Annotated in this window: 14 protein-coding genes; 8 read left to right on the forward strand and 6 right to left on the reverse strand. The window is 47.5% G+C overall.

Annotation, left to right across the window (positions count from 1 at the left end; genetic code table 11):
- The first annotated feature begins 124 nt into the window (after positions 1-124).
- From BGO59_RS13455 to BGO59_RS13485, 7 genes are all read left to right on the forward strand, one after another.
- A complete protein-coding gene (locus BGO59_RS13455; RefSeq protein WP_293684130.1) occupies positions 125-778 on the forward strand; it encodes a metal-dependent transcriptional regulator in 654 nt (217 codons plus the stop codon).
- Between the two features lie 44 nt (positions 779-822).
- Positions 823-1899, forward strand: a complete 1077-nt coding sequence (locus tag BGO59_RS13460) for an LptF/LptG family permease (RefSeq protein ID WP_293684131.1) — start codon at positions 823-825, stop codon at positions 1897-1899.
- A gap of 81 nt (positions 1900-1980) precedes the next feature.
- Positions 1981-2913, forward strand: coding sequence for a DMT family transporter (locus BGO59_RS13465; protein WP_293684132.1), 933 nt, complete (start codon positions 1981-1983; stop codon positions 2911-2913).
- A gap of 65 nt (positions 2914-2978) precedes the next feature.
- A complete protein-coding gene (locus BGO59_RS13470) occupies positions 2979-4409 on the forward strand; it encodes a DUF6056 family protein (RefSeq protein WP_293684133.1) in 1431 nt (476 codons plus the stop codon).
- Between the two features lie 91 nt (positions 4410-4500).
- Positions 4501-6255: a hypothetical protein gene (locus BGO59_RS13475; protein WP_293684134.1), complete on the forward strand. Its 1755-nt coding sequence runs from the start codon at positions 4501-4503 to the stop codon at positions 6253-6255.
- A gap of 79 nt (positions 6256-6334) precedes the next feature.
- Entirely contained in the window at positions 6335-7312 is a 978-nt protein-coding gene (locus BGO59_RS13480) for a glycosyltransferase family 2 protein (protein ID WP_293684135.1), read from the forward strand.
- A gap of 94 nt (positions 7313-7406) precedes the next feature.
- Positions 7407-8939, forward strand: a complete 1533-nt coding sequence (locus BGO59_RS13485) for an MBOAT family O-acyltransferase (protein ID WP_293684136.1) — start codon at positions 7407-7409, stop codon at positions 8937-8939.
- A gap of 15 nt (positions 8940-8954) precedes the next feature.
- Here the strand turns inward: BGO59_RS13485 and BGO59_RS13490 are convergent, their stop codons facing one another.
- The 5 genes from BGO59_RS13490 to prmC form a co-directional block, all read right to left on the reverse strand.
- Positions 8955-9650 (reverse strand): nucleotidyl transferase AbiEii/AbiGii toxin family protein, encoded by a 696-nt coding sequence (locus BGO59_RS13490; RefSeq protein WP_293684137.1) that lies wholly within the window; start codon positions 9648-9650, stop codon positions 8955-8957.
- Positions 9647-10198, reverse strand: coding sequence for a hypothetical protein (locus tag BGO59_RS13495; RefSeq protein WP_293684138.1), 552 nt, complete (start codon positions 10196-10198; stop codon positions 9647-9649). The genes BGO59_RS13490 and BGO59_RS13495 overlap by 4 nt, the downstream gene beginning before the upstream one ends.
- A 75-nt stretch (positions 10199-10273) precedes the next feature.
- Entirely contained in the window at positions 10274-10783 is a 510-nt protein-coding gene (gene msrB / locus BGO59_RS13500; RefSeq protein WP_293684139.1) for a peptide-methionine (R)-S-oxide reductase MsrB, read from the reverse strand.
- Positions 10784-10859: 76 nt separating this feature from the next.
- Positions 10860-11837, reverse strand: coding sequence for an AAA family ATPase (locus tag BGO59_RS13505; protein ID WP_080057038.1), 978 nt, complete (start codon positions 11835-11837; stop codon positions 10860-10862).
- A gap of 94 nt (positions 11838-11931) precedes the next feature.
- The gene (gene prmC / locus BGO59_RS13510; RefSeq protein WP_293684140.1) at positions 11932-12780 is read right to left on the reverse strand and encodes a peptide chain release factor N(5)-glutamine methyltransferase; all 849 of its coding nucleotides are present in this window, start codon (positions 12778-12780) and stop codon (positions 11932-11934) included.
- 61 nt (positions 12781-12841) lie between these two features.
- Here prmC and ribD point away from each other — a divergent pair, with 61 nt between their 5' ends.
- Positions 12842-13924 carry a bifunctional diaminohydroxyphosphoribosylaminopyrimidine deaminase/5-amino-6-(5-phosphoribosylamino)uracil reductase RibD gene (gene ribD, locus BGO59_RS13515; RefSeq protein ID WP_293684141.1) on the forward strand — a complete coding sequence of 361 codons (1083 nt, stop codon included), beginning with the start codon at positions 12842-12844 and terminating at the stop codon, positions 13922-13924.
- Between the two features lie 195 nt (positions 13925-14119).
- Here ribD and BGO59_RS13520 read toward each other — a convergent pair whose 3' ends face one another.
- Positions 14120-14626, reverse strand: coding sequence for a hypothetical protein (locus tag BGO59_RS13520; RefSeq protein WP_293684142.1), 507 nt, complete (start codon positions 14624-14626; stop codon positions 14120-14122).
- Positions 14627-14629 lie beyond the last annotated feature (3 nt).

Here is a 14629-nt window from a genome sequence, read left to right on the forward strand (position 1 = left end):
ATAAGTAATGTTGAAATAAAAATTTAGGCTAGTCTAAATTTTTAGAAAGTTTAACATAAAAACTACCTTTGCCCGTAAACTGTTTTGATTTTGTTCGTCGTTCTGAACAAGAGCGCGGTACTGTATGCAATCGTTCACGGAAGAAAACTATCTGAAGACCATCTATAACCTGGCTAATCGGCAGCAGGGCGAAGTCAGTACGAATGCCCTGGCAGAAGTAACCGCTACCAAAGCCGCTTCAGTAACGGATATGCTGCGAAAACTGTCAGAAAAACAGCTTATTCATTACAAAAAATATCAGGGTGTTCGGTTGACGGAAGAAGGGGAGCGGTTGGCGTTGCAGATTATCCGGCGGCATCGGCTCTGGGAGGTTTTTCTGGTTGAAAAACTGGGATTTAGCTGGGACCAGGTTCACGACATTGCCGAAGAACTTGAACATATTCGATCGGAAGAGTTAGTAACGCGGTTAGATACGTATTTAGGCAATCCTCAGTTTGATCCACATGGTGATCCGATTCCAACATCGGCCGGACAAATGCCCGAAACGGGGTATCGGAAGCTGTCAGAAGCAGAGGTTGGAGAAGGCGTATGCCTGATGGCTGTGCTGGAGCATTCGGCAGGGTTTTTACAACACCTTGACTATTCTGATTTGTCGCTTGGGAGCACGGTTATTGTTCAGGAAATCAGCGCGTTCGATAAGTCATTTCGGGTTCAGACCGAAACCGGAAGGACGGTGTTTGTAAGCCACGAAGTGGCTAAAAATTTATTAGTGAATTAGTGCGTGTTTGCGGTTTTGGGAAATCGTAAACGATCAATCGGAATATGAAACTTTTAGACTGGTATATTCTTAAGCGCTTTTTACAGACCTACATTTTTGTGGTAATGGTGATTGTGCTGGTGGTTGTAATGATCGATTACACCGAAAAGGTGGATAACTTTCATAAGACCAACGCACCTGGCAACGAAATTCTGTGGGACTATTATCTCAATTTTATTCCGTATTGGGCCAATTACATCAGCCCGCTGATGGTCTTTATCGCCACCGTATTCCTGACCTCGCGATTGGCTGCCCGGACCGAGATTATAGCTATTCTGAGCAGTGGGGTTAGTTTTGTCCGGCTATTATTTCCCTATACACTAGGAGCAACCGTGCTGGCGGTGCTGACGTATTTTATGGTTAATTACGTGATTCCGAAAGCCAATAAAACCCGGATTGCGTTTGAAATCAAATACATCAACGATGCCTTTACGTACTCGAACCGAAACGTACACCTCAAAATAGCTCCCAATACCTACGCCTATCTGGAAAGCTATAACAACATGAGCAACACCGGGTATAAATTCACCCTGGAACGTGTAGAAGGCAATCAGTTGAAACAAAAACTTTCGGCCGACCATATCGAATGGGATGCCAAGAAGAAGAAATGGTCAATTGTCGATTATCGGATTCGGGATATTAATGGAATGCGTGAAACCCTCACGCCCGGTTCCCGTATCGATACGACACTGAATCTGAAACCAGACGATTTTAGCTCTAATTTCAACCTTTTCGAAACCCTTACCCGACCGGAACTCAACAAATACATCGACTTACTGAAAAGCCGTGGTTCTGATGGGGTTGAGACGTACCTGCTTGAAAAATACAGCCGGGATACCCGCCCGTTTGCGATTATTATCCTGACGATAATTGGAGTTATTATGTCGGCCCGTAAAAGCCGTCGGGGGGTTGGCTGGCAAGTGGCGCTCGGTTTCATACTGGCCTTTACCTACCTGCTGTTTTTCATGCTGGCAAAGGGCATTGCCGAGTCTGGGAATCTGAATCCTATTATCGCCGTATGGCTTCCCAATGCTATTTTTACCGCCATTGGCGTGCTGTTGTACAATACAATTCCCCGGTAATTCTGAATGAGTGAATGATAAAATGCGTGAATGGTTAGCTGTTCCAATTCTATTATTCACTTATTCTATCCGTCAAAGTTGATGACTTATAAACCCACGTTCACCGACTACCTACAGCTCCATTTCATCGTTCTGATCTGGGGGTTTACCGCTATTTTAGGGAAACTACTGGCTCCGCTCGATGCGTCGGGAGTCGTATTGTTTCGTACGGTGCTGGCGGTAGTGGGAATGGGACTCGTTCTACTGGGCCGAAAGCAGAATCTGAACGTAGCTTCTACCGATTATTGGCGATTACTGGCTACGGGTGGATTGATTGGCCTGCATTGGGTATTATTTTTTCTGGCTGCCCGACTGGCCAATGTATCGGTGTGTCTGGCCGGTATGGCGACGAGTTCACTTTGGGCGAGTGTGTTGGAGCCATTGGTGTTGCGTCGGCGGGTAAGGCCGATTGAAGTCGTGCTGGGAGCCGTTGTGATGCTGGGGCTTTACCTGATTTTTCGGTTTGAGTTCGACAAGGTGGTTGGGTTGACAGTAGCTGTGCTATCGGCCATGCTGTCGTCGTTGTTCACCATAATTAATAGTCGGTTTACTCAGCGTTATAATGCCTTGGTTATTTCGTTTTATGAAATGATTGGCGCATCGGTGGCGGCTCTGTGCTTGTGGCTGCTGGTTCAATGGACGGCTTCGGCCGATGCAGCGGTCAGTGCTCAATATGTGCCTGAATCTCCCTGGCAATGGCTTTGGTTATTAGTACTTTCACTGGTTTGTACGGTCTATGCCTATTCAATAGGGGTGAGCCTATTACGAAAGTTCTCGCCCTATATGGCAGTGTTGACCGTAAATTTGGAGCCAGTTTATGGTATCTTGCTGGCCGTTTTGATTTTTGGCGATACCGAACGGATGACATTGGGCTTTTACGGTGGAACGCTGGTGATTCTGGCGGCTGTACTGGCTTATCCGTTTCTTAATAGCCGATTTACAAAAACTCAAGCTCAGTTGCCCACCTCAACCTAATAAGGTGACTGAAGAAGCGATGTATGGTTCACCATTTACCATGATCGTAAACCATAAAGCATTTTATGTCTGGATCTTTATTACGTATTATTACTATTCTGCTGGGTCTGTTTACCATTGTTGTCCTTACGCCTTTAATTGCGCTGGCCACTTATAACCACCCATCACCCACCGACGATTATTGTTTTGCGAATACTGTGATCCACTATGGATTCTGGCAGGCTCAACAGTATTATTATGATGGATGGACTGGGCGTTTCTTTCATAATTTCATTGTTCATACTAACCCAATCATACTGGGCTGGTACGGTGCCTATAAAATTTATCCAATGATTTTGCTGGCGCTGGTAATAGCGGGTTGCTTTGCTGTTGCTAACCAGTTACTAGCCAGTTTTTTGGATCTGAATGCCAAAATCGCCCTGGCCTTTGGGATGTTTATCGGCTTTATTACGACGCTCGCAGGGATTCCTGAATATTTATATTGGTATACAGGGCTGGCTAGTTATGGTCTGTCCAGCGCCCTGTTTTTGTTCTTGCTGGCTGTATTAATGGCGCATCAGCAACGTGGATTCAACTGGAAGTCGGGTTATGTGATTACGGAAAGTTTGCTGGTTACGGCGATTATCGGGTCAAGTGAGATGACGATGGTGCTGGTACTATCTGTGCTGGTGCTGATTGTCTTTGGCGACTTAATCGAACGTCGACGGGTTTCGGCGACGATGGTTATTTTGCTGGGGGTAGCAGCCGTAGCTTGTTATTATTTATTCAAAGCACCGGGCAATGCCATTCGCCTGGGCGGTAATCCGCATGGAAGCGATATTCCGTTTACCCTGATATCGTCGCTTAAATTTGCGATTACATACATTCCTAAACAACTATTTACAACGCCCTGGCTACCGCTGTCGATTTTATACCTGCCTCTGGCCTGGAAACTGGCGGGCACGCGTCGACGTCGATCCGATTTTCCACCCTACCTGCGCTTGCATCCATTTTGGGGGCTGTTGTATATGGTGGCAACGCTTCTGGCTCTTATATCATTACACTTTTACGGTGTGGGTATCGCCCCCATTCCCCGGCTGATCAATTTGATTAACCTGGCTTTCTGGCTATGCTTGTTGTATAACCTGACCTTACTGGTTATTCGGATTCGATACCGCTTCGATCCTGATGCGTTGGTGCCGTATCTGCGCCCGATTATGCTGTTGGCTGTAATCTGGGCGGTAGTGGCTGCGTCGATGGGAACGTTGCTGCCGGTAGTATATGGCGACTGGCTTAGTGGTCGAGCGGCTCAATATGATCGGGAGATGCTCGAACGATATGCTCAGTTGTCAAAACAGGGTGACGCCAACAGCGTTATAACGCCACTGAGCCAATACCCGGTTTCCTTATTTCTGGAAGATATTCATGATAACCCGCAACACCTCTGGAATCGCTGCTGGGCCGATTATTTTCATAAAAAAACGATTATACTGAAAGGCCATCAGCCAACCCCATAATCGGTACACGTACTAACTGGCATATTGCCCTGAAAATTAAATAACGAGTTTCGCCAATTCGGCTTGAGTTGGATGGAATTGGTCAAATCGAATGAATGTAGCGTACCTATCTCGTAATCGGTCGTTGGTTGTTGGTCGGTTCGACAGACTCGCCTGGGTGCTGATCGGTATTCCGATTGTGTGCTTCAGCCTGTTGCTGTTTGCCTATATTGTCGATGTACCCTGGATGGACGACATCGATGCTTTTCTGAGTTTTATCGTTGGGTACATTGATGCGCCTACCGTTGAGCGAAAAATCTACTGGCTGCTAAGCCCTAACAATGAGCATCGTATCCTGACAGGTAAGCTCCTTACCCTGCTCTGTTACAACCTGACAGGAGCCGTTAATTTTCGTTGGTTGATCTTCGCAGCTTTTGCGTTTCTATTAGTACTACTGGCGATTTTTTATCGGGTTTTTCGATTAACGGGACTACCGATTCTGGCGTTTGTACCTATTCCATTTTTATTGCTCCAGCCACAATACTATCTGACAACGACCTGGGCTATCACCAGTCTACAGCATCAGGTCGTGGTTGCGATGGTGATAGCCGTCATATACCTACTGGCCGATGGAAGCCGCAGCCGGTTTGGGATCGGGCTTATCCTACAGGTACTCACATCTTTTTCGATGAGTAACGGCTTGTTTGGCTGGGTGGCCGGGGCTGTGGTACTGGTTATGCAGCGGCAATGGGTTCGACTGGGTATATGGCTGGCCGTTGGGGGAGGGGCTATCGTCTACTATTTTCATGATTTCCCGAATACGCAGGGCAATGACAGTAGTGTCTCATTCTTTCTGGAACACCCGCATCTGATCTTTCTGGGCTTTTTTACTTTCAATGGCGGCCTTTTCGATTTTTTGCCTGAGACATCTATTCTGGTGCGGAGTATACTGCCTACCCTGGCCGGACTGATCCTGATTCCGGCGATGCTATGGCTACTCTGGCAAATGGCGGAACCGATTTTGCGTAGGCCAGTCAGGGCATCTGCCAATTTAGATCGGGCGACGGCGGCACTCTGGAAGCGTCGCTATTTCCTGACGGGCTGTTACGCTTTTCTGATGGTCAATGCGGTGGTAGTTGCTTTTCTGCGGCCCCGGTTTGGTTATGCGGTTATGCTCATCAGCAACTACATGATTTACCCAGCGCTTCTGGTTGTACTGCTGTACCTGAATGTGTTGAGTGAACAGTATAAAAATTCGCGTGTTCTGGAAACCTGGGTACGAGCTGGATTGGTTGTCGGTTTCGTTGTTTGGGGAGCCTGGTATGTCTTTCGGCTGCCCAAAATTGCGTTCCGAAAAGAGCAACTCCTCACCAGCGCATTTAATCAGAAATACAACGAAACGGGTTTAGGGCCAAGCTGGGGACATCCATTTGTGAGTCTGGCTCGTCGGAGCCTCGATCAGGCCGTTCAACGGGGCCTTTATCAGTACCCTACAGATGCCTATTACTCCGCCTATGAACAAATCCTGCTAACCAAAGGGCGGTCCATGAAACCCGATACAAGCCTTACCCTGCATCGTTCGGGTGGAGGGTACAGCTATCTGGTCGAAACGGATTATGGGGTGCTGCCCAAACCGGTTGGTCAGTCAGCCGTAGTGGTTCAATCCGATCAGCGGACGTATTTATTCGCTTCGTCGGTTCATTTTTCGCCAGCAAATTTCTACCTGAATCGACCCATTCAGACGGTTTTTGCGGAGGTAATTATTCCTATGTTACCGCCCGGAACATATCGTTTAGGCATTCTGACAACGTCAGACGAGGCTACTACTCCTATTCGATTTAGTCCGCAAACCATTACCATTCCTTAACAAATGCGCTGTGGGAGTGGCCCAAACGCCAAAAAAACGTACTTTTGCCAACGCTGATACCGTCTCAAGCTATACTACCTTGTTAGAACCTCAGATTTCGATCATTGCTCCACTTTATAACGAAACCGAGTCGTTTCCCTATCTGATTTCCCGGCTGAATGCCGTTATGGAGAAATCTCCCTTACGTATTGAAGTTGTGCTGATTGACGATGGAAGCCGCGACAATACGGCGCTGTTGATGCAGCAGGTAGCCTTGACTGACTCTCGTTATCACTGTGTCTTTCTATCCCGAAATTATGGACACCAGATCGCGCTGACGGCTGGCATTGCGGCTGCTCGTGGCTCCGAAGCCCTGTTTATAATCGATGGCGATTTACAGGACCCGCCTGAGTTACTGACCGAATTTTATGCAAAGTACCAGGAAGGTTACGACGTAGTGTATGCCATTCGGAAGAAGCGAAAAGAGAATTTCTTTAAACGAACGGCGTATGCTGCATTCTATCGGTTTATGAAGGCTATTTCATACGTGGACCTGCCGCTCGATAGTGGTGATTTTTCGCTAATCAGTCGCCGGGTGGCCGATGTGCTGAATCAAATGCCGGAAGAAAGTCGCTTCATCCGGGGTATGCGTAGCTGGATTGGCTTTAAACAAATAGGCGTGGAGTATGAGCGCGATGCCCGGCAGGCGGGTGAGCCGAAGTACTCGTTCAAGATGCTACAGCGGCTGGCCTACAATGGTATCTTCAACTTCAGCGAATACCCGGTCAAGATTATTACCCGGCTAGGGATGCTTACTATTGGGGTCGCGATGATTTACCTGATTCAAACGTTAATCAAGCGCTTTATTTACCACGATGTACCTCAGGGGTTTACGGCTCTCCTGTTTGTTATGGTTTTGTTCAGTGGCGTTCAGCTTATTGCGCTCGGCTTGATTGGTGAATACGTACTCCGCATCTTTTTTCAGGCGAAAGGGCGCCCATTGTACGTCTTACGGGATGTCATTAAGGATCAGCAACGGCAACCCTTAATACCACTGAGGCCGACTAGTGTGTCCTGATCATTGTGTCAGTCAATTTTAGTAATACAGGTTTACTGGTTCTGATGCCCGGCACTACTGAGGCCGAATGCCCTAAACCGTAACGGTAGAACGGATGCTATTTAATTCACTACAGTTTTTACTGTTTTTTATAGTCGTTACCCTGAGCTATTTCAGTCTGAAGTGGCAGGGGCGATGGATATTGTTGCTGGTAGCCAGTTGTTATTTCTACATGGTTTTCCAGCCGTCGTATATCCTGATTCTGTTTCTGACCATTGTCATTGACTACATCGCCGGTATCTGGATTGAACGGTCGAGTGGGCGTTCCCGGCGCTGGCTGCTTATTCTGTCGCTGATTTCGAACCTTGGGATTCTGGCCTTTTTTAAATACCTCGGTTTTTTTACCGAAAACATTGCCGGTTTATTCGACTTTCTGGATATGCCACATATTGCCGAAACCGTGACGGCAGGAGCCAATCGGGTGTTTGTAAAAGTGTTACATATATTCGGTAAAAGCGGTATTTCGTCCTACAAAGACAACATGAGTATTCTGCCCATCGGTTTGTCGTTTCATACGTTTCAGGCCATGAGCTATACGATTGAAGTGTATCGGGGGAACCAGAAAGCCGAGCGACATTTTGGCATTTACGCGCTCTACGTTATGTTCTACCCCCAGTTGGTGGCTGGGCCCATCGAGCGCCCACAGAACGTCCTGTGGCAATTCCATAAAACCTTTGCCTACGATGCTGAAAATGTAAAGGCCGGACTCATGCAAATGGCCTTTGGGTTATTCAAAAAGCTGGTCATTGCCGATCGGTTGGCCATGCTGGTCGATTATGCGTACGGTAACCCGTCGGAACAAAATGGGCTGACACTGCTGGCGGCCACATTTTTTTATACCTTCCAGATCTATTGTGACTTTTCGGGCTATTCAGATGTAGCGATTGGAGCGGCCCGCGTTATGGGTTTCACACTTATGGAAAACTTCCGAACGCCTTACATTGCCCAGTCGATTTCGGAGTTCTGGCGACGCTGGCATATTTCGCTGTCGACCTGGTTTCGGGACTACCTCTATATTCCGCTGGGGGGCAACCGGAAAGGTGAGTTTCGGCAATACCTGAACATGCTGATTGTGTTCCTGGCTAGTGGTCTCTGGCACGGCCCCAACTGGACGTATGTTATTTGGGGTGGATTAAATGGCGTGTATCAAATTCTGGCGGTGCTGCGGGATAAACTTCTGTCGAAGCTGGGCTTCTCGCGTACACAACCCAGTTTGGTTACCTCGCCCGTTAATGATCGGGAAAGTCGGAAGTCGCCCGTGCGGGTGGTTATCAATACGCTTATTACGTTCGTACTGATTATGCTGACGTGGGTGTTTTTCCGAGCGCGGAGCGTGGGTGATGCGTTTATGATTCTGGGGCGAATTGGTACACTGTCTTTCAGTGATGTCATTCATAGCCCTATGAATGCTGTCGAAATGTGGTTCAGTCTCTTTCTGATCGTTTTTCTGCTCATTAAAGAGGCCTTTGTATTTTCCATTCCAACGCGGAATACGGTTCAGTTTGTCCTGCTGTTTACGGTTATTACGTTCGTTACCTATCTGTTCGGCGTCTTCTCATCCAACCAGTTTATCTATTTCCAGTTCTGATATTGTTCAGTGTATCTACAATGCCACGATCTCATTCCAGATTGTAAGCATACGCTTGGTTCGTTGACTGGCCGTCGTGCGTTCCAGATGACTATTAATATTTTCGTAGACACTGGGGTCTTTTAATAATCTCTTTAATTCCGTTTGTAGATATGAGCGGACAGATTCTGGGCATGTATAAATCTCACCCAAAAGGCTTTCCCGATTATCGAACACATAGATAAGATCTTCAAAATCAGAGTTCTTTCTTGGGTCTTGCCCATGCCTAAATGAGTTAAACGCTTCAAGTTTGGTTGCAATAAAGTAAGGGGCGGAGAGAATTCGTATAGACTGTTGTTCACTGATTGGATAATTAATTGCCGTTAGAAGGCCTTCGCCATACCATCGGTTGCTGAATCCTAACACGTTTTCGTCGGTAGGCATAATATCTACAATTATCCCCTGGATTCGATAACGGCAGATTATTCCTGATTCTATATCATTAACAAAACCTAACTGACGTAGCCTTTCTTCAATTTGGCCACTAAATTCAGTATAGGTAGTCACTTCTATGATAAGGTCTATATCGTTGGTTGGTCGGGGTTCTTCTGATGCTGCGTTAGGAGAGTAAAGACTTACGACGGCTCCACCAACAAAAACGACCTTTTCATTTAGTTCTGATAAGGCTGATGCAACAGTGCGTAGACGGGTCAGGTTGATAAGATGGCTCATTCGTTTGTCAGTAATCGTTTTTGGAGTTCGTTTACTGCCAGGTTTACCTCTCTCGCTTTACCTACCCTGATCGAGTCAACCAGCGCCAAGAGTTCATACAAGGTTGGGTCTATGCTAATAGCCTGAACAACAGTAGGGTAAAGAGGTTCAATAGCCTGCCCTCGAACGGGGCCATCGGCACTTGGCCATACATACGGTTCACTTGATTGGATTATATCAGCTAAGGGTTTAGCCGAATGGGCAGTTGGTACACCCCTCACCAACGCGCCCGGTTGCTGTGGAAAAACATATTTTAACCCATGTTGTAAAAACTCGAAAAAAGCTTGTTTCAACACGGCTTTTTGATCTAAATCATACAAACCTGCAAAGGCAGACCTAGCTAGAGACTCGGTTATTTCCGAGGAGCTAATGCCTAGTTCTGTAGCTAAGTTTTTTTGTAAGAGTGGACGTCTTACGTCCCACTGCCCAGCCGTATTTTTCTGTCGGTGGGCGTCAATCTTCAACAGGACTACTATATCCTGTGGCCGCATTCCATTGTGCTTTTTCATGATTCGCGATTCGCGAATTGCGAATTTTCTCAAATCTAGTACTCTAAATAATATGAATATCCTATAGTGCTCAAATTATTTAGTTGGTATAAACGTCAGCGCTACGCCGTTCATGCAATACCGAAGCCCGGTTGGATCGGGGCCGTCGTTGAATACGTGACCCAAGTGGGCATCACAGACCGAACAGCGCACTTCCGTTCGGTTGCCATCGGGTTCGGTGTAAATGGCGTTTGGGACAATGGGTTCGTAAAAACTTGGCCAGCCCGTATGCGAATCGAATTTGGTGGCTGATGAGAATAGGGGATTACGACAACAGACACAGGCATACGTTCCGGTTCGATGTTCATGGTTTAGTTCGCTGCTATTAGGCCATTCGGTCCCTCGTTCGCGTGTGATGTGGTATTGTGCTCTTGTTAATAGCGACTTCCATTCTTCATCGGTTTTCTCGACCCTGCGACTGCCCGGTGAGGTTGTACCTGCCGGAGGATGATGCAGAGGTCGGGGTGTTTTTATAAACGTACCATAAAGCCATAACCCTCCAATGAATATCAGGGCGACAAATAAAAAAAGGTACGTTGGCTTCATTGATTAAAGGGTGAACGAGTAAAAAGAGCGAACAGAGCTAAAATTGATTACTGAAATCTCACTCTTTCGCTCTTGATTACCGTCCAATGGCTACTTTTCGGAGTATGGAATCAATGACCTGTAAGGTGGTAACACCATCCGCTTCGGCTTCGTAATTGAGCATGATGCGGTGATTGAACACATCGGGGGCCACTTCTTTAATGTCCTCAGGAAGGACATAATCGCGCCGGTCGAAATACGCGAGGGCTTTGGCAGCCAGGTTCAGATAAATAGTAGCCCGTGGCGACACGCCGAACTGAATGTAGCGGGCTTCGTCACGTAGATTATACTCCAGGGGGCGTCGTGTTGCAAAAACCAGTTCGATGATGTACCGCTCCAGGGTTTCCGAAATCGTGATGCTATTGATTTCATTTCGAATGGCACTCAACTCTTCTTTTCCCAGTACTGGCTGTACTTCATAATCGAAATTGAGGTTCGACATTCGGCGCATCACCTCCAGCTCGTCGTCTTTGTTGAGATAATCGACAAAGACTTTCATCATGAAGCGGTCTACCTGTGCTTCGGGCAGTGGATAAGTCCCTTCCTGTTCGACCGGGTTTTGGGTAGCCAGTACCAGAAAGGGTCGGTCGAGTACAAATGTTTCTTCGCCAATGGTTACCTGTTTTTCCTGCATGGCCTCGAGCAGAGCCGATTGCACTTTGGCGGGAGATCGGTTGACCTCGTCGGCCAGAATCAGATTGGCAAAAATAGGCCCTTGCTTTACTTCGAATTCAGCCGTTTTCTGATTAAAAATCATCGTGCCGATCAGATCGGCAGGGAGTAGGTCAGGCGTAAACTGTATACGCTGGAAGTCGAGTTCAAGAACTTTGGCGAGTGTATTGATCGTGAGTGTTTTTGCCAGACCGGGAACACCTTCCAATAAAATATGACCACCTGTAAACAGGCCGATCAGCAGGCGGTTGAGCAGGCGTTCCTGCCCAACTACGACCTTGCTCATCTCGCCGAATACCTCGCGGATTTTTGTATGGTAACTAAATGAAGTGGTCGATTGCATCTTTTATTGTTTTCAGTTTACGGTTTTACGGTGGGCTGACGCATTAACGGTTTCACACCTGCTCACCGTAAACCGTGGGCTGTAAACATATAAACTAAAACGTAGCCCGGATACTGCGATCCTTGCCGTGAATATCTTTGTACACCTGTATGTTGGAGAATCCCCGATCGGCAAATACCTGCCGGGTAGCTTCGCCGAAACGCTCATTAATTTCAACGTAACAAGCCCCATCTTTAGTGAGATGGCGTGTGCAGAAATCCGCTACAGCTTTATAGAAAACCAGCGGATCATTGTCATCGACGAATAAGGCCAGATCGGGTTCGTAATTGAGTACGTTCCGGTCCATGACAGCGGCTTCGGAGCGTGTCACATAAGGCGGATTACTGACAACGCAATCAAACCGTCGGCTAAAGTCGGAAGAAACGGCCAGAATGTCCTGAATCTCGAACTGTACATCCGCTTTCAGGTTTTGTGCATTACGGTGGGCGAGTGTTAACGCTTCGGCCGAAACATCCCAACCCGTTACAACAGATTGGGGGAGAAACCGGGCCAGGGTGATGGCAATACACCCACTACCAGTACCAATGTCCACGATCGGCACATCGTCGGTCCGGTCGGCAAAATCGTGCATGATAAGCCGAACCAGGTCTTCGGTTTCAGGTCTTGGAATGAGTACATCAGGCGATACTTCGAACTCTAATCCACAAAAGATCGTCGTACCAATAACATGCTGAATGGGTTCCTGGCGATTAAGGCGTTCCAGAATTTTAAACCAGTCGGGTTCCGTGCGGTTTGGCGGGAGTGGTTTATCGGTCAGGACATCCGTTTTGCGTAGTCCGAAATAATGGTCGAGTAACATGAACGCCATTTCCCGCGCTTCTTCGGGCGGGTAAGCCGTAATGTTCTTGCTGAGTCGGTCGTATAGAGGTTTGGCGGTGGCCATTGGGTTCTATCAGGTAATTTTGCCAAAAATAGGGAAGTTTATGATATTCGGTTTACAGTTTATGGAAAACCCATTTATGCGCCGTGCGCTCGAACTGGCTACACTGGGTCGTGGTTGGGTGAGCCCTAACCCAATGGTTGGCTGTGTAATCGTACATGATCGAAAAGGAGAAGTTGACATTCCCTTCGCCCGAATCATAGGAGAGGGGTGGCACCAACGATACGGCGAAGCGCATGCCGAGCGCAACGCCATCCTGTCGGTTCGGCCAGAGGATACCCATCTGTTGCCCGAAAGTACTGCCTATGTAACGCTGGAGCCCTGCTCGCATTACGGTAAACAGCCCCCCTGTGCCGATTTGTTGATCGAACGAGCGGTTGGTCGGGTCGTTTGCTGTAATGATGATCCTAATCCGCTCGTGGCTGGTCAGGGTTTTGCTCGGCTTCGTGCTGCGGGTATTCAGGTCGAAACAGGGGTTATGAACGAACTGGGCCGTCAGTTGAACGCCCGCTTTTTTACTTTTTTTGAAAAGAAACGTCCCTATATCATCCTGAAATGGGCCGAAACAACCGACGGGTTCCTTGGGGGGGAAGGTAGTAAGCCTGTCAAGGTCAGTGGGAATCTGGCCCATCGGCTGGTGCATCGGTGGCGGAGTGAAGAAGATGGCATTATGGTGGGTACCAATACCGCCTGCAACGACAATCCTCAGCTCAATACCCGCCTTTGGCCCGGTAAAAATCCTGTTCGCATTGTATTGGACCGCAACCTGATCTTACCTGCTGATCTTCATCTATTCGACGGTTCTCAGCCGACGATCGTGTATCATCAAAGCGTAAACAGGAGTCTCGAATCGGAACCAGAAGAACACAACGCAGATACAGCCCTTTTTCCGCTCGACTACGCCATCACTCCATCACTCAACCACACCTTGCAGGACCTTCGCCAACGAGGTATTCAATCGGTTCTTGTCGAGGGCGGAGCGGCACTGTTGCAATCGTTTATGGACGAGGGTGTTTGGGATGAGATGCGCGTATTTCGCAGTCCTGGCTTGATGGGGAAAGGTATAAAAGCGCCTGTTGTACAAGGGAAATTAGTGAGTCGCGAGCAGGTAGGAAAGGATGAATTAAGCATTTACCAACCCAACTAGACTATGGATTGAGATGATTCGTATAACCAGTATCGGCCGTAGTAACGCCAGTAGATTGACAGTTTTTTGTCGGTAGGGCTGTATACGAAAATAGCTCTGGAAAAGAATCCAGAGCTATTAAAAAACACATTTTGCGGAAAAATTCTTAACCTACACGTTATCGATGTGGTGCTTTGAGCGTATTGAAAACGAACCTTACGATTGTGCAACTGGCATTGCATTAACGCCGATATTGCCACTGGCTACCAGTGTTGTGCCCTGCATTATCTTCACATTGGCATCGTATGTACTCAGCTTATCATAGAAGCCCGCTTCATTGATTGTGAAGTACTTGTTGCTGGAGAATATGCCAGTGGCTCCGTTGATGGTGTCCAGCGTTTTCAGCGATGTAGTCGATGCGGTTGATAGTTTGCCCTGGAAGATCGAGGATGAATACGATGTGCCGGTTGCGGTGTTGTACAGACCAACTTCTACCAGCGTAACCGATGTATTGTATTTATAAAAGACAACACGCCCATAAATATTTTTCCCATCCGTCGAAGCCAGGGTATACGCCTTATATGTAGTCAGTGTGCCACCACCCGAAGCCGTATTATAGATGGGCTCATAGTTTTCCTGTTCGCAGGAGGTTGATAGTACAAGCAGTGCAAACAAAAGACCTACAGCAGGCATTGAGCGAAAGAAATAAACAAGGTGTTTCATAGT

Origin of the sequence: Spirosoma sp. 48-14, from assembly GCF_001898575.1 — a bacterium.
GTDB lineage: Bacteria > Bacteroidota > Bacteroidia > Cytophagales > Spirosomataceae > Spirosoma.